The sequence below is a fragment of the Roseivirga spongicola genome, from assembly GCF_001592965.1.
Taxonomy (GTDB): Bacteria; Bacteroidota; Bacteroidia; order Cytophagales; family Cyclobacteriaceae; genus Roseivirga; species Roseivirga spongicola.
Window position 1 is genome coordinate 1 of record NZ_LRPC01000032.1, and the last position, 26,782, is coordinate 26,782.

At 39.6% G+C, this 26,782-nt stretch carries 21 protein-coding genes; 14 read left to right on the forward strand and 7 right to left on the reverse strand.

From position 1 onward, the window contains the following. Nucleotides 1-172: 172 nt before the first annotated feature. The 3 genes from AWW68_RS19100 to AWW68_RS19110 are packed head-to-tail and all read left to right on the forward strand — an operon-like array spanning nt 173 to nt 5,688. The gene (locus AWW68_RS19100; protein ID WP_068225065.1) at nt 173-3,289 is read left to right on the forward strand and encodes an efflux RND transporter permease subunit; all 3,117 of its coding nucleotides are present in this window, start codon (nt 173-175) and stop codon (nt 3,287-3,289) included. Between the two features lie 59 nt (nt 3,290-3,348). Beyond that, nucleotides 3,349-4,509: a 6-bladed beta-propeller gene (locus tag AWW68_RS19105; protein ID WP_068225066.1), complete on the forward strand. Its 1,161-nt coding sequence runs from the start codon at nt 3,349-3,351 to the stop codon at nt 4,507-4,509. 9 nt (nt 4,510-4,518) lie between these two features. Beyond that, nucleotides 4,519-5,688, forward strand: a complete 1,170-nt coding sequence (locus tag AWW68_RS19110; protein ID WP_084375776.1) for a 6-bladed beta-propeller — start codon at nt 4,519-4,521, stop codon at nt 5,686-5,688. Nucleotides 5,689-5,726: 38 nt separating this feature from the next. On the opposite strand, the gene cdaA is transcribed toward AWW68_RS19110, so the two are convergent. Both cdaA and folP read right to left on the reverse strand, forming a co-directional pair. Then, the gene (gene cdaA / locus AWW68_RS19115; RefSeq protein ID WP_221406025.1) at nt 5,727-6,581 is read right to left on the reverse strand and encodes a diadenylate cyclase CdaA; all 855 of its coding nucleotides are present in this window, start codon (nt 6,579-6,581) and stop codon (nt 5,727-5,729) included. Further along, entirely contained in the window at nt 6,578-7,450 is an 873-nt protein-coding gene (gene folP, locus AWW68_RS19120) for a dihydropteroate synthase (protein WP_068225070.1), read from the reverse strand. The genes cdaA and folP overlap by 4 nt, the downstream gene beginning before the upstream one ends. A 15-nt stretch (nt 7,451-7,465) precedes the next feature. Between folP and AWW68_RS19125 the strand changes: the two genes are divergently transcribed. From AWW68_RS19125 to AWW68_RS19135, 3 genes are read left to right on the forward strand one after another with little or no spacing between them, the layout of a single operon-like run. Further along, nucleotides 7,466-8,014 (forward strand): DUF1599 domain-containing protein, encoded by a 549-nt coding sequence (locus AWW68_RS19125; RefSeq protein ID WP_068225072.1) that lies wholly within the window; start codon nt 7,466-7,468, stop codon nt 8,012-8,014. After that, complete coding sequence (locus tag AWW68_RS19130; RefSeq protein WP_068225074.1) at nt 8,011-9,003, forward strand: DoxX family protein; 993 nt, start codon at nt 8,011-8,013, stop codon at nt 9,001-9,003. The genes AWW68_RS19125 and AWW68_RS19130 overlap by 4 nt, the downstream gene beginning before the upstream one ends. Further along, the gene (locus AWW68_RS19135) at nt 9,003-9,524 is read left to right on the forward strand and encodes a shikimate kinase (protein WP_068225076.1); all 522 of its coding nucleotides are present in this window, start codon (nt 9,003-9,005) and stop codon (nt 9,522-9,524) included. The genes AWW68_RS19130 and AWW68_RS19135 overlap by 1 nt, the downstream gene beginning before the upstream one ends. Nucleotides 9,525-9,535: 11 nt before the next feature. Here the strand turns inward: AWW68_RS19135 and AWW68_RS19140 are convergent, their stop codons facing one another. Continuing rightward, a complete protein-coding gene (locus AWW68_RS19140; RefSeq protein WP_068225078.1) occupies nt 9,536-11,065 on the reverse strand; it encodes an OmpP1/FadL family transporter in 1,530 nt (509 codons plus the stop codon). 23 nt (nt 11,066-11,088) lie between these two features. Further along, complete coding sequence (locus AWW68_RS19145) at nt 11,089-12,633, reverse strand: hypothetical protein (protein WP_157717730.1); 1,545 nt, start codon at nt 12,631-12,633, stop codon at nt 11,089-11,091. Nucleotides 12,634-12,761: 128 nt separating this feature from the next. Here AWW68_RS19145 and proS point away from each other — a divergent pair, with 128 nt between their 5' ends. The 4 genes from proS (at nt 12,762) to AWW68_RS19165 (ending at nt 16,984) form a co-directional block, all read left to right on the forward strand. Then, nucleotides 12,762-14,240 carry a proline--tRNA ligase gene (gene proS / locus AWW68_RS19150; RefSeq protein ID WP_068225082.1) on the forward strand — a complete coding sequence of 493 codons (1,479 nt, stop codon included), beginning with the start codon at nt 12,762-12,764 and terminating at the stop codon, nt 14,238-14,240. A gap of 47 nt (nt 14,241-14,287) precedes the next feature. Beyond that, nucleotides 14,288-14,764 carry an NfeD family protein gene (locus AWW68_RS19155; RefSeq protein ID WP_068225084.1) on the forward strand — a complete coding sequence of 159 codons (477 nt, stop codon included), beginning with the start codon at nt 14,288-14,290 and terminating at the stop codon, nt 14,762-14,764. Next, the gene (floA, locus tag AWW68_RS19160; protein WP_068225086.1) at nt 14,764-15,777 is read left to right on the forward strand and encodes a flotillin-like protein FloA; all 1,014 of its coding nucleotides are present in this window, start codon (nt 14,764-14,766) and stop codon (nt 15,775-15,777) included. Before AWW68_RS19155 ends, floA begins: the two co-directional genes overlap by 1 nt. A 118-nt stretch (nt 15,778-15,895) precedes the next feature. After that, on the forward strand, nt 15,896-16,984 hold the full coding sequence (locus tag AWW68_RS19165; protein WP_084375777.1) for a 6-bladed beta-propeller: 1,089 nt from the start codon (nt 15,896-15,898) through the stop codon (nt 16,982-16,984). 1 nt (nt 16,985) lies between these two features. Here the strand turns inward: AWW68_RS19165 and AWW68_RS19170 are convergent, their stop codons facing one another. After that, on the reverse strand, nt 16,986-19,193 hold the full coding sequence (locus AWW68_RS19170; protein ID WP_068225091.1) for a WG repeat-containing protein: 2,208 nt from the start codon (nt 19,191-19,193) through the stop codon (nt 16,986-16,988). A gap of 78 nt (nt 19,194-19,271) precedes the next feature. Next, nucleotides 19,272-20,534: a glutamyl-tRNA reductase gene (gene hemA / locus AWW68_RS19175; protein WP_068225093.1), complete on the reverse strand. Its 1,263-nt coding sequence runs from the start codon at nt 20,532-20,534 to the stop codon at nt 19,272-19,274. A gap of 181 nt (nt 20,535-20,715) precedes the next feature. Between hemA and AWW68_RS19180 the strand changes: the two genes are divergently transcribed. The 3 genes from AWW68_RS19180 to AWW68_RS19190 all read left to right on the forward strand — a co-directional run bounded on the left by AWW68_RS19180 (nt 20,716) and on the right by AWW68_RS19190 (nt 23,581). Next, nucleotides 20,716-21,648 carry a ComEA family DNA-binding protein gene (locus AWW68_RS19180; protein ID WP_068225095.1) on the forward strand — a complete coding sequence of 311 codons (933 nt, stop codon included), beginning with the start codon at nt 20,716-20,718 and terminating at the stop codon, nt 21,646-21,648. Continuing rightward, nucleotides 21,648-23,129 (forward strand): bifunctional ADP-dependent NAD(P)H-hydrate dehydratase/NAD(P)H-hydrate epimerase, encoded by a 1,482-nt coding sequence (locus AWW68_RS19185; RefSeq protein WP_068225096.1) that lies wholly within the window; start codon nt 21,648-21,650, stop codon nt 23,127-23,129. Before AWW68_RS19180 ends, AWW68_RS19185 begins: the two co-directional genes overlap by 1 nt. A gap of 71 nt (nt 23,130-23,200) precedes the next feature. Further along, complete coding sequence (locus AWW68_RS19190) at nt 23,201-23,581, forward strand: T9SS type A sorting domain-containing protein (RefSeq protein WP_084375780.1); 381 nt, start codon at nt 23,201-23,203, stop codon at nt 23,579-23,581. Nucleotides 23,582-23,613: 32 nt separating this feature from the next. Here the strand turns inward: AWW68_RS19190 and asnS are convergent, their stop codons facing one another. Then, a complete protein-coding gene (gene asnS, locus AWW68_RS19195) occupies nt 23,614-25,062 on the reverse strand; it encodes an asparagine--tRNA ligase (RefSeq protein ID WP_068225100.1) in 1,449 nt (482 codons plus the stop codon). A gap of 252 nt (nt 25,063-25,314) precedes the next feature. On the opposite strand from asnS, the gene rpoN reads away from it, so the two are divergent. Then, nucleotides 25,315-26,781: an RNA polymerase factor sigma-54 gene (gene rpoN / locus AWW68_RS19200; protein ID WP_068225102.1), complete on the forward strand. Its 1,467-nt coding sequence runs from the start codon at nt 25,315-25,317 to the stop codon at nt 26,779-26,781. Nucleotide 26,782 lies beyond the last annotated feature (1 nt).

The window sequence follows — 26,782 nt, forward strand, 5'->3', positions numbered from 1 at the left end:
AAAGCAATTATAAAACAATAAAAAAACAATAAAAAAACAATAAAAAAACAATAAAAATACAATTATGAAAGTACTTACTTATTATCAGTCAAGTTAGAATTAAGGTATGAATGGGATGAAAAGTTAGGTTAATTGGTGGCTATTAAAAAAAACATGACTACTTTGTTAGTTCATGCAGACACAAAGACCATTTAGGGTAGTAGTTATCTTTCTAGTGCTGGCCATTATTGGAGTGGCGTTTATCCCTAGGCTCAACGTTAACTTTACTCCCACGCAAAGCGCCCCGATACTTAAAATCAGCTATAGATTACCAGATGCTTCTCCAGATATAGTGGAGCGTTTAGCCACTTCTCCTTTAGAGAATGCATTATCACAAATTGAAGGGGTAAACAAGTTGAAAAGTACCTCAGCGTATAACAGAGGCGATATTACCATGGTGTTTGACAAGGACACTGATATGGATTTCAGGAAGTTTGAAGTCAATGCAATCATTAGAAATATCTATAAGAAACTTCCGGAAAACCTTACCTATCCCATTGTGCAGCAATCGGGAGGGGAGCAAAATGATGATGAGCAGATTTCGCCTATTTTAATGTATTCCATTAACGGGCCTTTTGCAGCCTTTAAGCTGCAAGAAGATGTAGACGAATACATCAGAAAACCGTTAAGCCAAATTCGCGATATTCACAGTGTTCAAATCAGAGGGGGAAATCCTCTACAGATAACTATAGAATTCGATGCTCCATCTCTACTGAGATATGGATTGAATAAATCAAGTATCAATCAAGCGCTCAGTAGCTCGACAAGCGCGGTTTATGCCGGACTGGCTAAAACGCCTTCAGGCCAGCAGTATTTCTTAAAGACAAGTTCGCAAATACCAGATATTAGCAGTTTAGAGCAAACTGAGGTGGCAAGGATTGATGGTAAGCCTATTTATCTGAACGATGTTGCTAAAGTTTTTGTGGAAGAACAAGCACCTAGCTATTACCAACGAATTAATGGTAAGAATGCCGTATACATGTCAATAATGGCTCGGCCTATGGTGAATAAGGTGGTTTTGGCCGATGAGATTAAGGCGGAAATAGAAGCGCTAAAATCGGGATTACCTGCCGGAATAGATGTTCGCTTAGAGCGGGATGACACAGAGTTTCTCCGTAAGGAAATGGATAAGATTTATATTCGAACAGGACTTTCCATCGGTATACTGGTCCTTTTTATTTTTCTTATCAATAGAAATGTTCGCTACCTATTTACGCTGTTCCTAGGCATTATTGTCAATCTCTGTATTACTGCTATTATCCTTTATGCGCTGAATGTAGAGTTGCACATGTATAGCATAGCCGGTCTGACTATTTCCTTCGGACTGATTGTAGACAATGCCATAGTGATGCTCGATCACCTACATAAGAAGAAGAACTCCAGAATTTTCTTGGCTTTGTTGGCAGCATCACTCACTACTATTATGGCCCTTTTAATGGTGCTTCTGTTGCCAGAAGAAGATAGAAGGGATCTGACAGATTTCTCCATTGTAGTGTCTATTAACTTGGCAACATCGCTGTTGATTGCCCTGTTCTTCACCCCATCTCTTTACCAGCTTCTATTTAAAGAAGAATTGAAGAGGACTTCTAAAATGGTCAGCATAAAAGGTTTGCGCAGAAGGGTACGCTGGTTTAGTGCATATAGTCGCTCTATTAAGTTCGTAGTAAAGTATCGAAAGGCGTTTATCTTCATAGTCATTTTAGGTTTTGGTTTACCTGTGTTTAAACTACCACCACAATGGGAAGGGCAAGAATGGTACAACAATTCAATTGGTAGTGATAAATATCAGGACGACATTAAACCGATAGTGGACAAGGCACTCGGAGGTGCACTAAGAAAGTTTGTTACCGAGGTGTATGAAGGCTACTATTATGGTACTCCTCAACGTACTCGCTTGTTTGTTCGAGCTAGCTTGCCTTTTGGTACTACCCTAGACGATACAAATTATGTGATATCCAAAATTGAGAATTACTTGGTAGACGTAAAGGGGATAGATAAGTACGTAACACAAGTAAATGAAAGAACTGCCAGAATTGAGATAACTTTTGCGCCAGAGTATGAAAACTCTGCGGTGCCGTATCAATTAAAAGGCAGGTTACAGGCACGTTCATTAGACCTTACAGGAGTAAGGTGGTCCATTACTGGTATAGGTCAAAGTTTTAATGCTGGTGGAGAGAGTAACCAGAGGCCGAGCTATTCGGTGGTAATGAGGGGGTACAATTATGACGAACTGGAAACACAGGCGGAGATTTTTGCCCAAATGCTGGTAGATGGTAATAGGAGGGTTCAAGAGGTGAAAACAAACGAGAAGTTTGGCTACTCCTCAGAGAAAACCAGTGAATATGTTTTAAGTTTTGATGTAGGTCGCTTAGCAAGAGCTGGTATTAGCCGAAGTAGCATAATGAATACGCTTGGGGATTTAACCAAGCCGAGAGGACGATCATTTGAGGCCAATTACCAAGATAAAAGGCTGCCAGTTGTCATTAAGGCTAATAGTGCTGATCAGTTTTCTAAGTGGGATCTAATGGAAGAAGCTTTACCTATAGATACCGCACGGTTTGTGAAAATTAAGGATTTTGCCACTCTTACCTTTGAAGAAACAGCCAACGAATTACTTAAAGAGGATAGGCAATACCTCAGGCGTTTAGCTTTCGATTATTTAGGCTCTGGAAAATTTGGTCGTCAATATTTAGAAGAGAGTATTGAGAAAATGGAGCAGTTGTTGCCAGTTGGTTATTCTGTAGAGACCTCTGGTAATTACTTCAGCTTTAGGCAGCAGCAACGCCAATATAGTCTCCTATTATTTCTTATGGTGGGTATTTTCTTTATCTGTGCCATTTTGTTCGAAAACCTGAAACAACCTTTTTATATCATTATAACCATTCCAATTTCCTTCATTGGTTTGTTCCTTATTTTCTCCTTGTTCGATTTTAGGTTCGACCCAGGAGGATTTGCCGCTTTTGTTATGCTAGGAGGGTTGGTAGTAAACGCTTCCATCTTCATTGTTAACGACTTGAATAATACAAGGCTCAAAAAATACAATCGTTCGGTGCTAAGGTCTGTTATGGGGAAGGCACAGCCAATTATTCTAACCATTCTTTCAACCTGCTTTGGCCTGATTCCTTTCTTGCTAGAAGGTGATTCAGAATATTTCTGGTTCGCTCTGGCTATTGGTACTATCGGTGGTTTGGTGTTCTCAACCGTGGCGGTATTCCTTTGCTTGCCAGTGTTCTTGAGTAGGAGGAAATAGTAATTATAATTTTAGGTGATTAACGAGTATTTTAGTTATACTTGGATAAACACTTCAAAATGAATTATAGGAAATTGCAGTTGCTGTTAGGGCTAATTTTAATAGTCTCTTGTGGTCACAAAAAAGAAACTCTAGAGAATAAGCCTAATCCAGATCAGTTCCAATCTATCGTTATCAACAGAAATCCACCCGAACTTAAGTTCGCTGACCTAATAGAAAAGGTAGAAGTTGTTAAGCTAGAAGAGACCGAAGAATCACTTCTCGGTGTAATTTTTAATCTGACAATACATAATGACCTCATAGTAATCCCGAACACTAAGAGCAACTCCCTCTATTTCTTTAACAGAAAGGGAGAGTTTATAAGACAGCTTAATAGGAACGGAGATGGCCCAGAAGAATATAGTTCGCTTTGGAGCTATTGGTTAAAAGGCGATACAGTAAAAATCTATGACAATGATAGGTCTCGGGTTGTCAGTTATGATTTTGAAGGTAACTATCTATCAGAGTTAAAGCTGCCTAAAAATGCAATGCATGTTTATGAAAATGAAGGCGGTTACTGGACCGATTATAGCCACAGGTTTACAGGAGACTCTACTAACTATGAATTGGTGCGGTACAATCAAAACATGCAAGAACCAATAGAGTTTTTACCATTTAATCGGCCCTTTGGCTTTCCAATTGTAACCACTACTAACTCTATGATTCCTTATAAAGATGTCCTTGTCTATAAACAGATATTGAATGATAGCACCTACCTGATTAAGGACGCTGGTATTAAGCCGTTTATTCACTTTGATTTTGGTGCAGATTTTTTGTGGAGAGATGAAAAAGTGTTGAACAATCCTAGCATAGCAATGAATGAAATACGCGATGCCAATAAGGTATGGATGATTTGGCCGAAGATTGGTGAGCAGCTTATTTACCTTACTTATAATACTTCTTTTGAAGATTCTTTTCAGATGGTGATCGATAGAGCTACTGGCAAGCAGTTTAGTTTAGATACTAGGAAAAATGCTGAAGAGAAATTGGGTTTAATGTTCGATCAATGGCTCGGTAACAATACTATGCTTATACCAATTAATTCACTAGACCTTTCCGAACTCTTAGAAGATCTTGATGAATCTCAATATTCTTTTAGAGAAGGAAGCTCACTAGATGTTATAGAGTCTTCTGAAAACCCTGCGCTTATGTGGGTTAAGTTCAAAAAGTCTTTAAAATAATCGGCCCTTATGATTAGACATACACAACACGTCTTATCGAAATTATTGATTGCCACGGTAAGTTTAGGTTTCTCCTCGTGTCATCCAGAGAACGGTAAGTCTGAAGCTGGTGATGACGTATTCCAATCTATCGCCATAGATATAAATACACCATCGGTAGATATTTCTGACTTAATTGATGAGGTAGAGGTGGTTAAACTAGAAGAAACTGAACAATCATTGATAGGAGCTGCCATGGAGGTATACTGGAATGGCAGTTACTTTAAATTTACTTCAGAAAAACTGAAAACGCTGTATGTCTTCAATGGAGTTGGTGATTTGGTAACCAAGTTTAATAGGTTTGGAAACGGTCCAGAAGAGTACGGCTCAATTAACAGCTATTGGCTGAGATCGGATACTCTCGTCTTTTTCGATAATTCAAGGAAAAGACTCTTCAAATACCTTTTAGATGGGCAGTATTTAAGCTCTATGGAGACGGTCTATGATGTTAACCACGTCCAAGAATTGAACGGAAAATATTGGCTAGACCTGAGTTTTAGAGCGCAGGCTGACAGTTCAGCTGGGCAAATTGCTATGCTTGACAAAAGTTTCGGAAACCCTCGATACTTTCTAGAGACACTGGGAGATATTGGTTTTCCTACAGGTACGCCAGTTAATAGTTTTACACCTTATAAGAATAGCTTACTATATCGTCAGCTATTGAGTGATTCTGTATACCAAATTAATGACGAGAGGGTTCGCCCATATTTGCATTTCGACTTGAAAGGTGAGTTTTTATGGACATTAGATGAGGCAAAGGATGAGCAAACCTCTCCTGTAAACCAGATTTTAACCTCGGGAAAGGTTTGGCTCTTCGTTCCTAAGATTGGCGAGGAGTGGATTCATATTGATTACCGTATTGGTTTCGATCAAGCTTATGATGACTTACTGTATCATAGGCCTACAGGTCAAATTATGTCTATCGATATAAGAAAGGGTGATCAAAGCCCATATGATTTAGCTTTTAACTCGTGGCATAACGGTAGAATGTTGCTTACAGTAAATTCCTCAGATATTGGAGAGTTTCTGGCAGAATTGGACGAAAATCAGATCTCATTTATAGAAGGCAGTACTCTAGAAGATATTGAGTCTTCTGAAAACCCTGCGCTTATGTGGGTTAAGTTCAAAAGTGAATTCTAGAGAAATTACCTTAAACCATTAGGCGTTAAATACGATGATTAGTTGACACCAGAAGTCGCTTCTGCATTGACTTCTTCTTCAACTTCTCGCTTTACGTTTTCGGTATCGGACAAATAAGAGATAATTCGCTTCCTAATTTCCGGGATAGAAAGGTTGCTATCAATACGTCCATTTCTAATGATAGATATTTGACCTGTCTCTTCAGAAACGGAAAGTATTAGCGTATCAGTGGCTTCTGACATGCCCATTGCTGCTCTGTGCCTCATGCCATAATGTGCAGGTAGCTCGCGTTCGCTAACTGGGAGAATGCATCGTGCCGCCAAAATTTTACCTTGGTATATGATAATGGCGCCATCGTGTAAAGGGCTGTATTTGTTGAATATTGCTATGAGTAAACGCTTAGAGAGTGTAGCATCTAGTCTATCACCACTGTCGGCATAAAATTTCAGTTCTGAGTTTCTAGAAAAGACCATTAAGGCCCCAGTGTTGGTAGAAGAGAGGTTTTTGGATGCCTCAATAATGGGAGTCAGGTTGAAGTGTTCTTTAGCTTCTTTTCGCTTCCAAATCATTAGGCTCTGCAAAACACCATCTTTTCGGAAGGTGGTTTTGCCTAGTACAATTAAGAATTTTCTAATCTCTTGCGAGAAGATGATGATAGCAGCTAACACACCGACTCCCATAAACTGGCCGAGAATACCAGTGAGCAACTCCATTTCTGCCGCCCGCACAATTAAGAAAGCCAGGTACAAAACCAAGAAGCCAATTAATACCCTTACAGCAACACTTCCCTTTAGAAGCTTGTACACCTGATAGAGCAGAACACTTACCAGCGTAATGTCTAGCATGTCAATCCATCTGATTTCTAAGAACCCTATGTTTATAGCGTAAATCAAGTGTTTAAGGCTTTAAAGAGTTTAATAGTTTCGTGGGCTTCTTTAACATCGTGAACGCGTAAAAGGCTTGCACCGTTTTGCAATGCAATCATATTTAGTGCTGTAGTACCGTTCAAAGCATCCTGCGGTTCTATATTCAGGGTTTTATAAATCATAGATTTTCTTGACAGCCCCGCGAGTAAAGGATAGCCAAGTCTTTTAAGATAACTTAATTTTTGGAGCAATTTATAGTTCTGAGATATGCTTTTGGCAAAACCAAACCCAGGGTCAATAATGATGTCTGAAACTCCTCTCTGCTTCAGTTCATTGCACTTGATGGCAAGCTCCTTTCCAATATCTATCAGTAAATCGTCATATTGATTCAATGATTTCATGGTTTGAGGGGTTCCCCTCATATGCATAAGTATGTAAGGAACGTTGAGTTGGGCCACTGTTTCAAACATGTTGCTATCTAAGTTGCCACCAGAGACATCGTTGATAATATTTGCTCCAGATTCAATAGCATGTTTTGCCACCGAAGAACGAAAGGTATCAACAGAAATGAGTACCTCTGGAAACTTGGATCTCACTAAATTGATGGCATCTGTAACTCTCTTTGTTTCCTCTTCTTCAGAAATGTCATCAGCGCCAGGTCGGGTAGAGTAACCTCCTATATCTAGGATAAAAGCACCTGCTTTAACCATTTGATGTGCCTTTTTGAGAATGGCAGTTTCTTGATTTACGCGGCTTTCGGCATAAAATGAATCAGGGGTGATATTGAGTATTCCCATCACCTGAGGTTCATCTAGACTCACCAGATTTCCACTGATATTCAATGTGGATTTAACCTCAAATAGCTTATCTTTCGCGCTCAAGAATTCTTTAGACATTTAAAAACGATCACCTTGGAGGAGCAAACGGTAGGCGAATATAAAGAAGTTATTAAGGCCTGTAAAGACATATTTTTGAAGAAGACTCAAGATTATGGAACAGCCTGGAGAATACTCAGACTTTCGTCCATCACAGATCAGATTTTTATCAAGGCCCAACGCATCAGGTCTATCCAAATGAAGGGTAAGCAAATGGTAGATGATGATATTACGGGAGAGTTCATTGGTATTATTAATTACTGTGTTATTGCACTCATTCAGATGGACTTAACGGAAAGTGATCCGTTAGAGCTAGATGTTGATACCTTAGAACCGCTTTACGATAAGCATGTGAATGAAACGATGGCTTTGCTCATGAATAAAAACCATGATTATGGTGAAGCTTGGAGAGATATGAGAGTGAGTTCGATGACGGACATTGTACTCATGAAATTGCTTCGAGTGAAGCAAATTGAAGATAACCAGGGTAAGACTATCATTTCAGAGGGTATAGATGCCAATTATATGGATATGATTAACTATGCCGTTTTTTGTATGATTTTAATGGGAGCCGCAAAAGCATGAAAGCATTAAATACAGTTGCCAGATTTATAGTAGGAGGTCTGTTTATTTTTTCCGGATTAATTAAAGTAAACGACCCTGTCGGAACTCAAATTAAGTTAGAAGAGTACTTTACTGTCTTTGCCGTAGACATAGCACCCTTTTTCGAGTCATTAAAGCCTTTGGCCCTGTTCTTTTCCATTTTGCTATCTACATTAGAAGTTGTTTTAGGTATAGCCATACTCCTTAAGTATAGAGAGAAGTTGGTCACCACACTATTGTTGGCCATGATTATCTTCTTTACCTTCCTCACTTTTTATAGTGCCTACTTCAATAAAGTAACTGATTGTGGCTGTTTTGGAGATGCTATCAAACTAACCCCTTGGCAGTCTTTCTTTAAAGACATCATTTTGTTGGTGTTTATAGTCATCTTATTTATTGGTAGAAAGGCCAATGACATAAAAAGACCATCCAACTTTAAGCATATCAGTGTGGCTGTAAGTACCGTTTTTTGCTTGGTAGTAGCTTTTTGGTCAATCAACCATTTGCCTTCTATAGACTTTAGAGCGTATAAGGAGGGAACTGTAATTCCCGTGGCTATGATGCCTCCAGCAGACAATCCTTCTGAAGTGCCAAAAATTACTAACTATGCGTTCTGGGGCGATGAAGATGATTATACCATGGAGTCGCTTTCAGGTAAGAAGTTGCTTGTCATAGTTCACGATGTTGAAAACACCGAGCTAAGAGCCTACCCAATGTTGAATAGCCTCGTTCGTTCAATTGAAAATCAGGTAGGGGTGGTAGCCATTACAGCATCTTCAGGCCCTGAGTTTGAATCGCTCAGACACGATGTTCAATTGGCAGTTCCTTATTATTATTCAGATAAAACGCTCTTGAAAACCATGGTGAGGTCTAACCCAGGTTTAGTACTTCTTCAAGATGGGCAGGTGATGAAGAAGTGGCACTATAATGATATTCCTGATGCCACTGAACTACTCAATGAGTTTTATTAATGGGTGAGAAAGAAAACATCTTTCTTCTTGGTCTTCCAGGTTCTGGTAAGTCTACACTGGGTAAGCAGCTGGGTGAAGAGCTCTCGCTCGACTTTATTGATTTGGACCATTTGATTGTGGGGAAAATTGGTATGAGTATACCAGAGTACTTCTCATTTCAAGGAGAAGGCAATTTTAGGCTAAGAGAGAAGGAAGCGTTACACGAAGTTTGTGCTACCAGAGATGGATTTGTTTTAGCTACAGGAGGAGGAACGCCTTGTTTTCATTTCAATATGGACACCATGAATGCTCATGGCCGAACGATCTATTTAGATGTTAATCCTGGCGATTTGGCATTGAGGATTTTAGATGAAGGAGTGGAAAATCGACCGATTTTCAAAAGTTATGATCAACTCGATCTGATCCAAGAAATTAGAGCCCTGAAGGAGCTAAGAGAAGAGTTTTATAACCAAGCCCAAATAAAAATTCGAGACAATCAGATCTCTACAGAAATGATTATCTCGAATTATTTAAGTCGTTAATCCTTTTTCTTCTAGAAATTCAACCCTAAGGTTAAACTAGCATTAGTGATTTTATTGTCTGTAAAGGAAGTAGGTCCGGTGCCGTCAGCAAAGGTGTAGCTTGTGAATGAATCTTTATAAGCTGTCTGAGATAAGCTTAAGTCGAAGAAATATTTACCCACGTTAACACCTAACCCTCCTGATACAACAGAGCGAGATCTGTCTACACCATCAAAGCTCGACCTATATGGATCGCCTATACTGGCATAGCCAACCCTGAACCTAAATATGCTGTATCTATACTCCCCACCTAGTCTAACGCTGGTCGCAGATCTATATATGTTGTCAATTGTTTCATTGTCATTTTCTACACTAAAATCTATAGAAGAAACATGGGCACGAGAGTAATTTAAGTGTTCAACATCAGCAGTAATGAAGCCGTTTTTTCCAATAAAGAATGCAGCTCCAACATTGAATTTCATTGGGGTTCTAATGTTATAGTCTGAGAAATAAACGTCTGTTGAGCTTCTTAGACTATTGAGGACAGTGTCCTCTAGAATTAGTCTATTGTCGTTGGCATCTCTGAAGTTAGACACATCATAATTGTTGTATTCAGATCTATAAATGACATCGCCTTCTTCGCTCATGCTATACCAGGTAGGAGTAGTAATTGAAGCGCCAATACGCATAAAGTTGGTTGGTCTAACAATCACTCCTAAGTTCATGTTAACACCAGTTCCGGTAACGTCCAATCGCTCGTCTATCTGAAAGCTAGAAATTGCTGGATCGTCAAAAGCTTCAGTGTATACTCGGTTATAAGAGTAGTCACTAGAAGTAAAGCCTAAGCCTGCGCCTAAATAGATTTTATCGTCAAAATTCCCTCCAAATGAGATGTTGAACTGATCAGTACTTCCTTGCTTGGATATTCTTTCTTGTTGAGTAGGAAATCCTTCCACAAAAGAAACATAAATGTCTTCAGCTCCAGGCACGGGGTTAATCAAATAATGATCATAACCAACTTGTTCTATTCCTCCTAATTCGTCTGGAAAAAAACCATCAGCTCTATTCAGCATGGCATCAATAATTGAGCTATTCCCATTATATGCCGAATAATTAAGACTTTGGTTGAAAGTGTTTACTCTATTGTAAGAAAAGGCTAGTGTTCCGCCTCTCCAACTACCAGGTTCTAAGTCTCCTTTATTGAAGTTCAGGGCTAACCCGAAGTTTCCAATGTTGAAGCGAGTATCTTCATTTCTAATGTTTCGGCCTAGGAATTCAGTATCATAACTCTTGAAATTCAGGTTTGGGGAAATCACAAACTGAGACCTGTTATACAGTCCCAACCCTGCCGGGTTTAGAATGGCAGAACTTAAATCGCCCCCAAGTACAGAGCCTGCTCCGCCTAAAGACTGAAACCTTGCGGTTCCGTAAGTTCCGGTTTGAGAAAACCTAAGTGCGTCTTGATAGTACCCGAATGAGCCAGGTGCAATTTGTGCTTTTCCCAGTTGGTTAAGGCACACCACTGCCAGACCAACTATTATTAGCTGATATATTTTTCTCATACTTAAAATGCTTTGAATCGTTTTTAATTACCTCCTCTACCAGATCTGCTACTTCCTGAGCTCGATGAACGCGAAGAGCCGCTGCTAGATGATCTACTACTCGAACTGCTGCTTCTGCTTACAGAACCTGAAGACCTGCTTGAACTTGAGCTGCTACTTCTGCTATATGAGCCTGAAGACCTACTTGAGCTCGAGCTTCTACCATAACTGTAACTTCTACTACTAGAAGATCTGCTGCTTCTACTAAATGTAGGAGAACTAGATCTGCTAGATGTTCCTCTACTGAATGATACACCGCTACTTCTTCTAGAACTCGATGTTCTGGTGTAAGAAGGTATGCTGGTTCTAGATCTAGAGCTTGTATTGTAAGTGAGTCCGCTGCTTCTACCAGAGTTAGAAGACCTTCTCAAACTTCCAATGCTATACCCTGATGAACTTCGGCTTTTACCATCAGTACTAATCCTGTAGCTATCGGTTCTTACCCTGTTACTACTTCTACTTAGGGCCTGATCTACACTAGTAGTTGATCTAGAAGATCTGGTACTAGAGGTAGTCACTGGTCTTACGGAAGTATTAGATACTCTTCCTCTTGAAATGGTAGACCTACTTCGTGAAGTGTTGTTTAGTGCAGCTTGGCTAGATCTGGTGTTTCCCGTGCCATTAGCAGCATCTGATCTAACACTTGTTACAGAGGTAGAAGGTACTCTTGCACCTCTTGTATAGTCTCTGTTTCCTCGGCTATTATAATATTCATTATTGGCAATTATGATTGTGTTTCCACGTCTCCAATTCCAATTTCTATATCTCCATGAACTAAAGCCGTATGAACTGACAAACCAAGGGTCATTGAAAAACGGATCGTAAAAGAATGGGTCATAAAATGAGTACCTGAATCTTCCAGCGTACGGGTTACCAAATCTCCAGAGAGGGTCTAACCATATACCTGAAGAGTAAGGGCTTCCCCAGAAGAATGAAGAATTATAAATTGAGCCAAAGCCTAATCCAAAACCAACATTAAAGTTCCAGTTTCTTGCTCTTGTGTGAGGTGTGTTAAAAGAACTGGCTTGAGTTAAGTAGTTCTCCATTGCCGAATTGAAACCTCTATAGTATTGGTCATACCAAGCATTTCTAAACTGAAAGTCGTCCCTAACTATTTGATTAAATGTAATAGGATCCATGTCGTCCCAGTCTAGGGGTAAGTCGTAATTTTTCAGGAGCTCGTTTTCGTAATCCCACACAAAGTCATCGTAATTGAGTTCAGAAGCTCTAGAAACTTTCGGGTCTATGGCTTCAAAGTACACTACTTCCTGAGGAGCTCCATTATTATACTTGTCTATTAGGTTTGCCTCAACTTTCTGATCAGAGCTTCTTTCTAGTGTCACCACGTTTTCACCAAGCTCTTGTGTTCCTTCAGGGTCTATTACAACCTTTTTAGGTTGGGCTCTATCTGCCGATGTAAAGTAAACATCGTCATACTCGCCTTGTTGCATGGGTAATGAGGCACAGCCGGCAAATACCGATAGTGCTAGTAAGGTTGATGCAATCTTAAAATAGCTGGAGTTCTTCATGGCTTTCCTTTCTTCTTTAAACTTAACGTCTAATTCTCTTATTTGGTCGGTTAAATACCCGAAAATTTTATCTTTGCACGGTATTTTCCGCTCAGTAAAAGAGCAAGTATCATACCAACAATCAAGAGATGAGCAAAGGATTACCAAAACGAAGTGAAGATTACTCATTGTGGTATAATGAGTTAGTGAAAAAGGCCGATTTGGCCGAGAATTCAGCAGTAAGAGGTTGTATGGTGATCAAACCCTACGGTTTCAGCATTTGGGAAAAAATGCAGGCTGAAATTGACAGAATGTTTAAAGAAACTGGTCATACTAACGCTTACTTCCCTTTGTTCATTCCAAAATCCTATTTAAGCAAGGAAGCAGATCACGTTGAAGGATTTGCTAAAGAGTGCGCTGTAGTTACTCATTATAGGTTAAAGAATGATGAGAACGGCAACGGTGTAGTGGTAGATCCTGATGCTAAGCTAGAAGAAGAACTGATTGTGCGTCCTACCTCAGAAACTGTAATCTGGAGTACCTATAAAAATTGGGTTCAGTCTTACAGAGACCTGCCTATACTAGTAAACCAGTGGGCTAATGTGGTTCGTTGGGAAATGAGAACGCGCTTGTTCCTCAGAACAGCGGAGTTCTTGTGGCAGGAAGGTCATACGGCACACGCTACCAAGCAAGAGGCCATAGATGAGTCAATTCAAATGATGAACGTCTACGCTACATTCGCTGAAGAATTTATGGGCGTGCCTGTTGTAAAAGGAATCAAATCAGAGTCTGAAAGATTTGCTGGTGCATTGGAGACTTACTGTATAGAAGCTCTAATGCAAGATGGTAAGGCATTACAAGCAGGAACTTCCCACTTTTTAGGTCAGAACTTCGCAAAAGCATTCGATGTAAAGTTTGCTACCAAAGAAGGTGGTCTAGAACACGTTTGGGGAACTTCTTGGGGTGTAAGCACTCGCTTGATGGGAGCGTTGATTATGGCTCACTCAGACGACCATGGTTTGGTACTTCCTCCAAAATTGGCGCCTATTCAAGTAGTGATTGTCCCTATATATAAAGGAGAAGAACAACTGGCCCAAATCAGAGCCAAGGTCGATGAAATTACTGCTCAATTGAGGGCTAAAGGGATTTCTGTGAAGTTTGATGACAGAGATACTCATAAGCCGGGCTTTAAGTTCGCTGAATGGGAGCTGAAAGGGGTGCCAGTTAGATTTGCCATGGGTCCAAGAGATTTGGAGAATAACACGCTGGAAATAGCAAGAAGAGATACTGGAGAAAAACAGTCCTTCGATCTTTCCGGAGATGTAGCGGCCAAAGTTGAAGAACTCCTGAATGATATTCAGAATAGCATTTATCAGAAGGCGGTAGACTTCCGAACCGAGCATACTACTGAAGTGGACTCTTACGAGGACTTTAAGAAAGTGCTCGATGGTAAAGGAGGCTTCGTTTCAGCTCACTGGGATGGAACAGCCGAAACTGAAGACAAGATCAAAGAAGAAACTAAAGCAACCATCAGGTGTATTCCTTTAGATAGAAAAGAAGAGGCTGGAGTTTGTATTTACTCTGGTAAACCTTCTCAAGGAAGAGTACTTTTTGCCAAGGCTTACTAAGCCATTTCATTTAAGTATGTATATTGGTGTGAATAAGTTTTGCACCTATGGGAGACTGGATTTCCATCGTTTTATTGATTCTCATTGGCCTAGTTCTAATTTACTTAGAACTGTTGTTTGTGCCTGGAACTACTATTCTTGGACTGATAGGATTAGGGCTTTGTGTTGTGGGTATTTACCTTACCTATGATGCTCATGGGTCGTCTACAGGCAACTGGGTGCTAGTTGGAACAGCTTTAGTTTCGCTGATTGGCTTAGTTTTTAGCTTTAGGGCTAAATCATGGAATAGGTTCTCATTGAAAAGTACCAATCAGGGGAAGTTTAATGAAGGATATTATTCAGACCTGACGGTCGAAATGAGAGGTTTGGCCATTTCAGATTTAAAGCCTATTGGCAAAGCAGAATTCAACAACAAAACTTACGAAGTGCGATCTAGAGGGGAATATATCTCTTCTGGTTCTAGTGTAAAGATTGCTCATGTAGACGGCAATAAAATTATTGTAGAAACAACAACCACCAATTAATGGAAAACTATACTGCTTTGATTGCCGTGATAGGCGGCATCGTCCTACTTTTTGTGTTCTTATACTTTGTGCCTGTTAACCTATGGATCACAGCGCAATTCTCGAATGTAAGAGTTGGCCTCTTGGAACTCGTATTTATGCGAATTAGAAAAGTGCCACCGAGAATAGTGGTAGATGCTATGATTACGGCCACCAAGGCTGGTTTGGAGCTGACTACTACCGATTTGGAAACCCACTATTTAGCAGGAGGGAATGTTCCTTCCGTAATTAAGGCTTTGATTTCGGCCGACAAGGCAAATATTAACCTCACTTTTAAACAGGCAACGGCTATCGATTTGGCTGGTAGAGATGTATTTGAGGCAGTGCAGATATCAGTTAACCCTAAAGTAATTACGACTCCTAAGGTTGCAGCAGTTGCAGCAGATGGTATTCAGCTAATGGCTATTGCAAGGGTGACTGTGCGTGCAAACATTCAACAATTGGTTGGCGGTGCTGGAGAAGATACCATTCTGGCGAGAGTAGGAGAGGGGATTGTAACCTCAATTGGTTCTGCAGGTACGCATAAGCAAGTACTAGAAAACCCTGATAAGATTTCTAAACTGGTTTTACAAAGAGGCTTAGATGCTGGTACTGCTTTTGAGATTCTGTCTATTGATATAGCAGATGTAGATGTAGGAACCAATATTGGCGCAACATTACAAACAGATCAGGCGCAAGCTGATTTGAAAGTAGCAGAAGCTAAGGCCGAAGAAAGAAGAGCTATGGCTGTTGCGAGTGAGCAAGAAATGAAAGCAAAGTCTCAAGAAGCTAGAGCAAAGGTAATTGAAGCAGAAGCTGAAATACCAATGGCAATTGCAGAGGCGTTCAGATCTGGAAACCTTGGTGTAATGGATTATTATAAGTTTGAGAACATTAAGGCCGATACAGATATGAGAGAATCTATCGCTAACCCTGCTCAGAAGTCTTCGAGTTCTGGCAAGCGCAGAAGTGACGGAGGAAGCTCCAAAAGCTAATCTCAATAGGAAATAAGATTAAGAGCCCTGACAGATTCTGTTGGGGCTTTTTCGTTTTATTAAATAGTTAGTTGATCTACTATAAATATAGTACTATGTTTATAGTAGTAATCCATTGATGATGAAACGAACATATACTCTCTTTTCTCTCTTATTTATTCTTCTTTTTAGCTGCGGCAATGAAAGTGAAGATCAGCAAGATGTGTTTAGGGTTATCCCTGTTAACCCAAATGCGGATGACGAGTTAAGTATAGACGATATTGCTGATGAAATAGAAGCTGTGAAACTGGAGGAAACCGATGAGAGCCTTATTGCCATGACAACCAAGGTTGAAAGGACTGAGGATTACATCTTTATTTTTGATTTCAGTCAACAGAAGATATTCCAGTTTGATGATTCTGGCAAATTTCTTCAGTTAATTGGTAAAATAGGTGGTGGTCCTGAAGAGGTGGAAAGACCAGTTGGGTTTTCGCTGGATAGAATGAATGAACACATTTATATTATCGGAATGCGAAAAATTGTGGTTTATGATTATAACGGTGATTTTGTTCGATATATCAGAGATTACTCTTTTCCCAACTATACCTATTTTATGAATGATACCCTTGAGGTTTTCCGAACAGAAACAAAGAACCTTGAAGGTGGTGGGTTTCTTAAATTTCCAACTCGATATAGAATTGATCCATCTACCGGAGGTCGAATAGATAGTTTGGAACTCACTAAAGTAAGCTTGAAGAATCAGATGATGTTCATTATGACTGATGCTAATTATTACTCAGAGTCGACAGATAAAACCTATTTTTATCTTCCTGTTCTTTTTCCGGAGCCTTTTGTTAGAGATACCATATATGAGGCAAGGTCTTCAGTGTTTGAACCCTCTCTTAAGTTGGACTTCGGTGAGAGTGCTGTTTCTGAAACGGGGAATAAAGCTGTAAATATCAGAAGTTTCTTCAGATCGGATAGGTATTTAATAGTGAGGTACTCCTTTGAGGGGAAGGCCAAATTACTGATTTACGATTTAGAAGAGTATATGAGCTATAATCTGGATGCTGGACTTGATGGGGGAGAGCATTCTGATGGTGAACCTGTTCTTTTAACTCCTTTACCAGCTGAGTCTAATACCTACTACTTCTCTGCAAAGAAACTGGAAGAGGGAATGACAGAAGAGCCGAATCCAACGCTATATTTCGTGAAGCTCAAGAACTGATTTATTTCAACTGAAAGGTTCTTTTTTCTCCTTCTTTCGAGGCGAGAAACATATCTCCCGATTGTTTTACGGTTTTGTAAATAGTTGGGATTACATCATGTCCTGCTTCATTGATTACTCCATAGAAACCGTTTCGTTCCACCAAAAAATAGTTGTTCTCCAAAGCTTTAATACTGTCGAAAGAAGGATTTTTAATGATCTTTCCTCGGCTGTCTGCTAACCCTACCTGATCATTAGATTCAATTACAAAATAGCTGCCGAGTCTTTTTACCGAGTCGTAATTTAAAGCGATTACTTGTGTGCCAGAAGTGTTTATAAGTCCCCACTTAGAATCACTTTTCACAATAGATAAACCATTATCAAAAGGGCTGACTTGATCGAAGTTGGGTTGAATGATTAGCTCTTCATTTTTATTTACGAATCCCCATTTTCCTATGAGTTTTACCGAAAAAAGGCCTTCTGAGAATTGACCCACAGCTTCATATCGGTTTGCTATTGTTATCCTTCCATCAGAATTTAAGAAGCCCCATTGCCCTCCCTTTAATACGGGCATATAATCGGCTTTCATTGGTTCAATGTGCTCAATGTCGTTTTCTAGTTTGAGAACATACTTGTCTGAAGGCCGAAATAGAAAGCTCTGATTGTTTCTTCGGATGAAAAGCAATTGTGTGCTCAGGGCGGTAATAGAATCATAGCTGTGCTCCAATAGTTGCTCTCCGTACATAGAGAAGATAGATTTACTGCTGTCTTCGTGGCTCTTAATAATAGCTTCGGCTAACGGTTCAAATGGCGACTGGTCTCGGTAAAGAACTTTACCAAAAAGATCGGCAACTCCGTATTCCGTCCCTTGTCGAAAATACAAGTAGTTATTGTCAATGGAGAGGCTGTCGTAGTACGGAGTCATTATCCATAGGCCATTTGAGTTAACAACGCCATATCCATTGTTGTACAGGGCTATTGCTCGCTCATTTTTAAAAGCAGAAAGTTGATCGTATAAAAACGGACTTATCTCTTTTCCATCTTTTCCGATTAGGCCTATTTTGTCATTTCGTTTGGCTTGAAAAAAGGAGGCTGATTTCTTCTCGATATACTGATAATTAAACAGATTGAGCTTTTTCCCATCTAAATTGTGAATAGACCAAGAGTGGCCATCTGCTTGGCTGTTTTTTGTAAAGATCAAGTTAGTTTGAAGTTGAATTTCTTCAAATGAGTCTCTAAAAAGTGGTTTCCCTTGGCTATTGTAGGCTTTGTATCTACCAGAACGCGTAGTGGTGACAAACACTTTCTCATTTGATTCAACCAGCCTCTCTTCTGGTAGAAAACTGTAGTACTCGCCTTTATAGTTTATAGACCCTGTTTTTCGTCCGGCTGAAGTAGCAAAAGCTTCCTGGTCTAAAAAGTTAATATCATCAAAGTAGTAGGTAGCACTATAATTGCTTGTCTTAAAGAAGTCCCATTGTGTGTATGGAATGGCTTCTACTTGGTCTTCACCAAAGACTAGATTTTTGTAAAGAGGCGGTATAACCAGTTCTATTGTATTCCTCAATAAACCTTGATGGTTGTACTGTCCTATCTTGTAGTAGGTATTGCCATGGGGTTCAATGTATTCAAAAAGAAACTCAGTGAGCTGATTGCCATCAGTATCAAATACTGCTAATAAGCCGTCTTTGCTTACTATAAGATGGGTCTTGCTAAGTTCAGATATAGCATCATAGGCTATTGGAATAATTGATTTACCTTTTTCAGAAATAAAGCCTCGTAAGTACTTTGCACCTTTTTTTTCGGATACGATAAGTCCAGCAGAATGACTCTGCATTGAGCTAAAAACAAAGTTTATGATTGTTTTGCCATTGCTATCTATTAATCCGTAGTTGGTGAGAATTGAGCTGTTGTCTCTTTTTGAGGCAATAAAGTTGTCTTCTGAGCTAGGAACCAGGGTGTTGAAGTAATGCTCTGTTATTCGGTTGCCTTCTGTGTTTACTAATGCCCATCTTTCGTTTTGCAAAGCTCCAATTACTCCGTTTACTACAGAGAAGCTTTTATCTGACCAGCCTAGGCCTTCAAACTTGGGAGGTATGGCAATGGTATTTGTTGTAATATTTTTTAGACCAACTCTACCGCCTTCTGAAAAAGGTTCAAACTGATCTGCAAGAAGAGCTCCTTGCGTACTCAGAAGAAATAGAATAAGGAATAGTCTGAAGTGATACATTCGTGGCTTCATCGGAGGATTAGCCCGAAAGCTGTGAAATTTAGCTGACTATTGAAATGCTATTGATGTAAAACTCACTTATTGCTTTACCGGATCTTTCTCAAGATTAAACAGATCGTTCAATACGTCAATTAGAGTTTCGGCTTCCCCTCGTTGACATGCAGCTTTAAGCTGAAGCACAGGAAGCTTCATTATTTTATTAGTAATGCTCTTAGAGAATTTATTGGCAAACATTTCAACCTCTGGTGAAACATTTTTAAGGTGTTTCTTCAATTCTTCTTGACGAATTTCTTCCAAAGCATTTTTAAGCTTTTGAATAGTCGGAGAAACTTCCATTTCCCTAGACCAATCAGTAAACTCTGCCATAGATTCAGAAACTATCGCCTCCACTTGTGGGATAGCGTCTACTCTTTTCTGAACTGCTTGAGAAGTTTTATCTTGGATTTCGTCAATATTGTAAAGGTTGACCCCAGCTACAGACTCAATGGCAGGCGAAATAGATCTTGGAATGGAAAGGTCTATGAAATACTTCAATCCGCTACCTTCAGCGCTTGCTATGTCAGTAACATCTATAAAGTCTTTGACAGGAAGACTAGAAATTACAATGTCGAACTCAGATAGTTTTTCTTTAATGCCGACAAAAGGAAGAGTAGAAAGACCGCAAGATTCGGCTACCTCCATAAGCTTAGCTTCACTTCTATTGGTGAGCGTAACGCTAAACGGAGCATCTGTTAAATGCTTAGCAAGGTCTTCACCAATTTCGCCAATTCCCATCACAAGTACTTTTGTATCTACAAAAGCTTGAGCTAATGTTTTTACCAACTCAGCCGTTGCATAGGAAACGCTAGCTGCACCATCTCTAAAAGCTGTTTCTTGAACAACGCGCTTATTAGCGAAGAAAATTGTATGCAGTAGTCTGTGTAGAAAAGGGCCGGCCATATTGGCATCGGCAGAAGCTTGGTAAGCTCTTTTGATTTGGTTAATGATTTGTAAATCACCAACAACTTGAGCTTCTAAGCCCATTGAAACGCGGAAGAGGTATTCTGAGGCTTTTTCGGCACTAAGAATCTCATCAAAGTATTGAAGGTATTGAGTAGGGTTCTGTAGTCCTTTTTTCAGGCCTAGATAAACAAGTATTTCAGTGCTTAAGCTTTTTTCAGCTGAGTAATAAATTTCTGTTCTATTGCAGGTTGAAAGTACCATCAAATCATTGACCTCAGTTGTATGTGGGAATTCTAATAAGAATTCGGCTGCCAATGAATCACTTACAGAAAGAACCTCCCGAATTTCAACGGGTGCCTTTTTGTATGATAAGCTGAGTACTTTAAAACCTTCCTTCATTCTTTACGCGTCTTCACTATTCTAATACGCTGGGCAAAAATAACCCCTACTTTACCTGAAAAAAAGTGATGTATATCAGTGTTTGCTATTTAGAATCATTCTAGTTAAGTGTTGTTCGATTATTAATATGTATTTTCTAAGAAAATATTATACTAAATTATTTGCAATAGCATTAGCACACATGAATCAAATTAAGAAACTACTCTTTAAAGTGTTTAGTTTCAGTAAGACTGAGGCAAACGGTTCAGTTGTTCTGATCTTGCTCATTGTACTTTGTTTAGCTATGCCAGCTATATATAAGTCTATTTTTGGCTTAAGGTATGTCGGTTTTAAGGAAGATAAAGCATTGCTAGACAGTCTTATTTCTCAAATGAATGTAAAGCCTCGTAAGCCTGAGATGCTCAAACCGATACCTAAGATTTTCAATCCTAATACTGCTTCTGCTAGCGAGTTAGTTTCTCTTGGTGTCCCTCTTTTTCTTGCCAGAAGGGTAGAGAATTTCAGAAAAGCTGGTGGTACCTTTAGGGTAAAAGGCGACTTGGCTAAGATTTATGATTTTCCAGATTCACTTTATCAATCGCTACAGTCATATATAGATCTGCCCGAAAATCTAATTGAAGATGATGAAGTAGAGGAGCAGGGTAGCCCCGTTCCTGTTAAAAGGAATGCTTCTGCCAGGGTTGTTCAAAAGAAACAACGCTATAATGAAGTGCCTTTGATTATAGATATTAATACGGCTGATACTACGGAGTTTAAAAGACTATATGGTATAGGGTCTGGTTACTCTCGACAAATAGTTTCCTTTAGAGAGGCTCTAGGTGGGTTTCACTCAGTAGATCAGCTCAAGGATATGTATGGAATGAAAGACAGTTTGTTTTTACAGATTAAAAGCTTCCTGCATGTTTCCGATACAGTTACGCTTGAGTCTATTTCTATTAACATTGCTACGTTCAAACAACTTAATGCCCATCCATATATTAGCTATGAACTAACTAAGGAAATCTTGTCCGCAAAAAGCAAATACGGTAAATTCAAAAAGGCTGATGACTTAAAAAGGTTGAAGCTTATTGATTCAGTAACAATCCAGAAACTAGTACCGTATTTGAAATTCTAATGAAGAAATTACTTAATGCAGCGCAAACCAGGGAAGCAGATCAATATACTATTCACAACGAACCAATCACATCTCTTGAGTTGATGGAGAGGGCTTCTTTGGCTTTTGTAAGTGAGTTTGAAGAGAGGGTGAGCACAGAGTCTTTGGTGGCGGTGGTTTGTGGTACGGGAAATAATGGAGGAGATGGTCTGGCTATTGCAAGGCTTTTAAAGTCGAAGCATTACAGTGTAAAGGTTATTCTTGTTAAAGTTTCTTCAGAGCTTTCGGACGACTGCTTGGCTAACTTGAAGCAGTTTGGTAGCGATGTTAATGAGGTGAAGCCATCGGAATTCGTGTTGCCAAATTCTGACGTGGTAGTCGATGCACTCTTTGGTTCTGGTCTTAATCGCCCAATACTTGGAGACCTAGAGCATGTTGTCTCTACTATCAATAATGCAGAATCAAAAACTTTTTCTGTAGATGTGCCATCGGGACTCTTTTCGGACGAAGTGAATTTGACAGGAGCTATAGTTCAAGCAGATTTCACCATTACTTTTCAAAGGCCCAAGCTTAGTTTTTTTATTCCTGAATCTGGAAGTTTCGTTGGCGAATGGAAAGCTGTGAACATTGGTTTAGATGAAGATTTTATCGAGGCCCAAAATGGTAGTTACTTCCTTTTAGATCATTCTATTAGAAAGGCGCTTCCGCCTAGAGTAAAATTTCAGCACAAAGGACATTTCGGTCGTGTTCAAGTATTTGCGGGAAGTTATGGGAAAATGGGAGCGGCATTTCTTTGCTCCAAAACAGCTATGAAGAGTGGTGCCGGTTTGCTCACGGCTCATGTTCCTAAATGTGGAGTTCAGGTCTTACAAACCAGTTTACCAGAAGTGATGGTGAATGTAGATTCTGAGGAGCGATTGATTTCAGAAGGTTCTCTGCAGAAGAATACAGATGTGGTTTGTTTTGGGCCGGGGGTAGGTGTGGAACAAAAGACTGTTCAAGCTTTTCGCCAGCTGCTAGAGGCAGGGGTGAGCAGACTTGTTGTAGATGCTGATGGGCTCAATATGTTAAGTGAAAACTCAGAACTGCTAGATCTTTTGCCTGAGTTTACTGTGCTCACTCCTCATGTAGGAGAATTTCATCGTCTATTTGGTAAATGTTCTGATGGCCTTGAGAGAATTAAAGTGGCACAAAGTGTAGCCAAGAAGAAAAAGCTAGTTATTATTTTAAAGGGAGCACATTCAGCCATTATAGTCCCTTCTGGTGAGGTTTATTTTAATAATACAGGGAACCCTGGAATGGCTACAGCAGGCAGTGGAGATGTATTGGCGGGTATAGTTACAGGTTTGATGGCTCAAGGCTTAGGCTCAGAAGAGGCTGCGTGTTTAGGTGTTTTTCTACATGGTTTAGCTGGCGATTTGGCTAGAAAAAATGTTGGAGAAGTATCTTTGATGGCATCAGATTTGCTGCATTTCTTGCCAAAAGCAATAAGTAACGCTTAGATATCGAGATTTATTGAAAAAAAACTTAATTTTATTAAACCTAAAGCACATTAATCGGGTCTAACTAGAAAATGAAGGTCTTCAGCCTTAACATATCGCGCCTAAGAATTGCAGCACTTTTAGTGTTTATGTTTGCGGCATTTTCAGTTTCCGCTCAAACTCAGGCTTTAGCGAACAGAACTTCTACCGACCCTAACGAGAAATTGAAAGTTGAGATTTTCCCAAATCCAACTTCAGACTTCCTAAATATCGATTTAAGTAATCTCAATCTTAAAAAGCCTCAGCTAGAGATTAGAAGTATCATTGGTACTAAGATGGCTGTAAATGTAGAAGATAACGGCCCGAAGAAATACAAGGTCGATGTACAGTCTTTTCCGAGGGGCTATTACTTGGTACTGGTTCGAGATGATCGATCCAAATTTCAACAAACGGTAAGATTTAGTAAAAAATAAAAAGGGCTGAAAATCAGCCCTAAATTTTTGTCTTAGAATTCCGCATTGCCTGGAGTTCTTGGGAATGGAATAACATCCCTAATGTTTCCAAGTCCGGTTACAAAGATCATTAGCCTTTCAAAGCCAAGGCCAAAACCGCTGTGAGGAACGGTTCCGTAGCGTCTGGTGTCTAAATACCAGTCCATTTCTTCATGAGGAATGCCCATTTCTGTCATTCTACTCATAAGAATGTCAAGCCTTTCCTCTCTTTGAGATCCACCAACTATCTCACCAATTCCAGGAAATAGAATGTCCATTGCAGAGACAGTCTTTCCATCATCATCCATGCGCATGTAAAACGCCTTAATGTCTTTAGGGTAATTGGTCAGTATAACTGGTTTTTTAAAGTGCTTTTCAACCAAGTATCTCTCGTGCTCAGATTGTAAGTCGGTACCCCAGCCTTCAACAGGGTACTGAAACTTCTTTTTCTTATTTGGCTTAGAGTTTCTCAGAATGTCTATGGCATCAGTATAAGTAACTCTCTCGAAGTCATTTTCTGCAACAAACCTTAGTTTTTCAGTGAGCGTCATTTCGCTTTTCTCGTTTGCAGGCTTGTTCTTCTCTTCGTCAATAAGTCTACTCTCTAGAAATGCCAAATCGTCAGCGCAATTGTCTAGAGCATATTGCACTAGGTACTTCAAAAACTCTTCTGCCAAGTCCATGTTGTCTTCTAAATCATAGAATGCCATTTCAGGTTCTATCATCCAGAATTCTGCAAGGTGCCTGGTGGTGTTGGAGTTTTCAGCTCTGAAAGTAGGGCCAAAAGTATATATTTCTCCCACTGCTAAAGCGCCAAGCTCACCTTCTAATTGGCCTGAAACAGTAAGGTTAGTCTCTTTCTCGAAGAAATCTTCTGAATAATCCACCGAACCATCTTCTTTCAGTGGTGGGTTTTTGGCATCTAGGGTAGTTACTCGGAACATTTCACCAGCACCTTCTGCATCACTCCCTGTAATTATAGGAGTGTGCATGTAGTTAAAGCCCTTCTCATTAAAGAATTTGTGTACAGCAAAAGACATTGCGTGTCTCATTCTTAAAACAGCACTGAAAGTATTTGTTCTAGGTCTTAAGTGCGCTATTTCTCTTAAAAACTCAAATGAGTGTTTTTTAGGTTGAAGCGGGTACTTCTCTGGGTCTGCCACACCTAAGATTTCAATGGTTTCTGCATGTACTTCAACCGATTGCCCAGAGCCCTGTGACTCAACCAGCTTGCCGTTGACAGCAATACTGGCCCCTGTGGTAACCTTCTTTAATATGTCTTCTGAAATACTATTCGGGTCTGCTACTATTTGGATGTTATTAATGGTGGAGCCATCGTTGAGTGCAATGAAGTTTACGTGCTTATTGCCTCTTTTTGTTCTAACCCAGCCTTTTACGTGAACATCAATATTGGTTTGTTCACTTTTTAATAGTTCGGAAATCTTGGTTCTCCTAGTCTTCATAACCTCCTAAATAGTGTTTTAAAAGAAACGCAAAGCAATCATTTTTTGAGTGGATAAACAACCATTAAATGTCGTAAAAACGGTTGTGGTGGGTTGTTCATAGTTAGGCCGTGTGATATCGGAATGGCTAGGAGTAGGCGTTTTTGGCGTGATTTGAAAAATTTGCATGATTTTTGTTAAAAAGTGTTTCTCCTCCCTCGATTCTCTGATACTTTCCTTTAAATTTGAATTAAGGTCAGAATTAATTATCGAATGCAGAAACTCAGTCTTAATCAAAGTTTAAGTCAGAAGCTGTCTCCACAGCAAATTCAGTTCATAAAGCTGTTGCAAGTGCCAACAGCAGAGCTAGATGCAAGGGTGGAAGAAGAGCTTGAACTTAACCCTGCTTTGGAAGAGGGTAGAGAGGAACAAGAGGCGTCTCAGGAGAGTGATGAGTTTGAAGATTCTTATGAAGATAATTCAGACGAGCTCAATGTGGAAGACTATTTGGCAGAAGACGATTATGCCGGATACAAGATGCAGGGTGATGGTAATTATAACGATGATGAAGATCGTGAGATGCCTATTGCTATGCAGGCTTCGTTAAATGAGCAGCTAGAAGCTCAGCTTGGATTCTTGGGTTTGGATGATCGCCAAGAGAAAATTGGTAAGCAGCTTTTGGGTAGTATTGAGTCTGATGGATACATTAGACGGGAGCTAGATGCAATTGTTAACGACCTTGCGTTTTCTCAGAATATCGAAACTGATATAGATGAGCTCGAGGAGCTGTTAAGTGAAATACAAAAGTTCGACCCTCCAGGAATAGGGGCGAGAAATCTAAAAGAGTGTCTGCTTATTCAGCTTGAAAGAAAAAGAGAGGAAAATGAGCATGATGAAGAGATTCTAGAAGCGCTTAATTTGGCCTATAACATTGTAGACTTATGTTTCGATGAGTTTACAAAAAAGCACTACGATAAAATAGAAAAGAAGCTTAACCTTGAAGATGAAGAGGTTTTTAAGGAGGCTATATCGGCAATAACTCGCCTTAACCCAAAGCCAGGAGGTATTTCTGGTGGCTTGGTAAAGACACAATATTTGATACCCGATTTCATTCTTTCCAACAAAAATGGAGAGATGGATCTTACTTTGAACTCCCGAAATGCTCCTGAGTTGAGAGTGAGCTCTTCGTACAGTGAAATGTTTTCTGCTTACGACAAGAGTGATAAAAAAGACAAGAAGTTAAAGGAGACGGTTAGCTTTGTTAAGCAAAAGCTTGATGCAGCCAAATGGTTTATCGATGCTATTAAACAGCGTCAGAATACTCTTTTGAGAACCATGGAGGCTATTGTAAAATATCAGTATGAGTTTTTTGAAGAAGGTGATGAAGCGAAGTTGAGACCAATGATTTTGAAAGACATTGCTAACGAAATTCAAATGGATATTTCAACTGTTTCTCGTGTAGCCAACTCAAAGTCTGTTCAAACTGATTTCGGAATTTTTCCTCTAAAGTATTTCTTTAGTGAGGGTATTTCTACAGCAAGTGGCGAAGATGTGAGTAGCCGTGAGGTGAAAACTAGACTGCAAGAACTGATAGATAATGAGAATAAGAAGAAGCCTTTGTCTGATGATAAGCTAGAAAAAGCATTGAAAGCTCAGGGCTATAATATTGCCAGAAGAACTGTTGCCAAATACCGTGAGCAATTAAATATTCCGGTTGCCAGACTTAGAAAAGAACTCTGAT

What these genes read in the sequence shown, in the direction of transcription:
- rpoN (WP_068225102.1), top strand. Translation starts at nt 25,315, where the DNA reads ATGCAGAAACTCAGTCTTAATCAAAGTTTAAGTCAGAAGCTGTCTCCA.
- AWW68_RS19145 (WP_157717730.1), bottom strand. Translation starts at nt 12,633, where the DNA reads ATGAAGAACTCCAGCTATTTTAAGATTGCATCAACCTTACTAGCACTA.
- AWW68_RS19135 (WP_068225076.1), top strand. Translation starts at nt 9,003, where the DNA reads ATGGGTGAGAAAGAAAACATCTTTCTTCTTGGTCTTCCAGGTTCTGGT.
- AWW68_RS19180 (WP_068225095.1), top strand. Translation starts at nt 20,716, where the DNA reads ATGAATCAAATTAAGAAACTACTCTTTAAAGTGTTTAGTTTCAGTAAG.
- AWW68_RS19110 (WP_084375776.1), top strand. Translation starts at nt 4,519, where the DNA reads ATGATTAGACATACACAACACGTCTTATCGAAATTATTGATTGCCACG.
- AWW68_RS19190 (WP_084375780.1), top strand. Translation starts at nt 23,201, where the DNA reads ATGAAGGTCTTCAGCCTTAACATATCGCGCCTAAGAATTGCAGCACTT.
- AWW68_RS19140 (WP_068225078.1), bottom strand. Translation starts at nt 11,065, where the DNA reads ATGAGAAAAATATATCAGCTAATAATAGTTGGTCTGGCAGTGGTGTGC.
- proS (WP_068225082.1), top strand. Translation starts at nt 12,762, where the DNA reads ATGAGCAAAGGATTACCAAAACGAAGTGAAGATTACTCATTGTGGTAT.
- folP (WP_068225070.1), bottom strand. Translation starts at nt 7,450, where the DNA reads ATGTCTAAAGAATTCTTGAGCGCGAAAGATAAGCTATTTGAGGTTAAA.
- AWW68_RS19170 (WP_068225091.1), bottom strand. Translation starts at nt 19,193, where the DNA reads ATGTATCACTTCAGACTATTCCTTATTCTATTTCTTCTGAGTACGCAA.
- AWW68_RS19105 (WP_068225066.1), top strand. Translation starts at nt 3,349, where the DNA reads ATGAATTATAGGAAATTGCAGTTGCTGTTAGGGCTAATTTTAATAGTC.
- AWW68_RS19165 (WP_084375777.1), top strand. Translation starts at nt 15,896, where the DNA reads ATGATGAAACGAACATATACTCTCTTTTCTCTCTTATTTATTCTTCTT.
- floA (WP_068225086.1), top strand. Translation starts at nt 14,764, where the DNA reads ATGGAAAACTATACTGCTTTGATTGCCGTGATAGGCGGCATCGTCCTA.
- AWW68_RS19155 (WP_068225084.1), top strand. Translation starts at nt 14,288, where the DNA reads ATGGGAGACTGGATTTCCATCGTTTTATTGATTCTCATTGGCCTAGTT.
- AWW68_RS19130 (WP_068225074.1), top strand. Translation starts at nt 8,011, where the DNA reads ATGAAAGCATTAAATACAGTTGCCAGATTTATAGTAGGAGGTCTGTTT.
- hemA (WP_068225093.1), bottom strand. Translation starts at nt 20,534, where the DNA reads ATGAAGGAAGGTTTTAAAGTACTCAGCTTATCATACAAAAAGGCACCC.
- AWW68_RS19100 (WP_068225065.1), top strand. Translation starts at nt 173, where the DNA reads ATGCAGACACAAAGACCATTTAGGGTAGTAGTTATCTTTCTAGTGCTG.
- AWW68_RS19185 (WP_068225096.1), top strand. Translation starts at nt 21,648, where the DNA reads ATGAAGAAATTACTTAATGCAGCGCAAACCAGGGAAGCAGATCAATAT.
- asnS (WP_068225100.1), bottom strand. Translation starts at nt 25,062, where the DNA reads ATGAAGACTAGGAGAACCAAGATTTCCGAACTATTAAAAAGTGAACAA.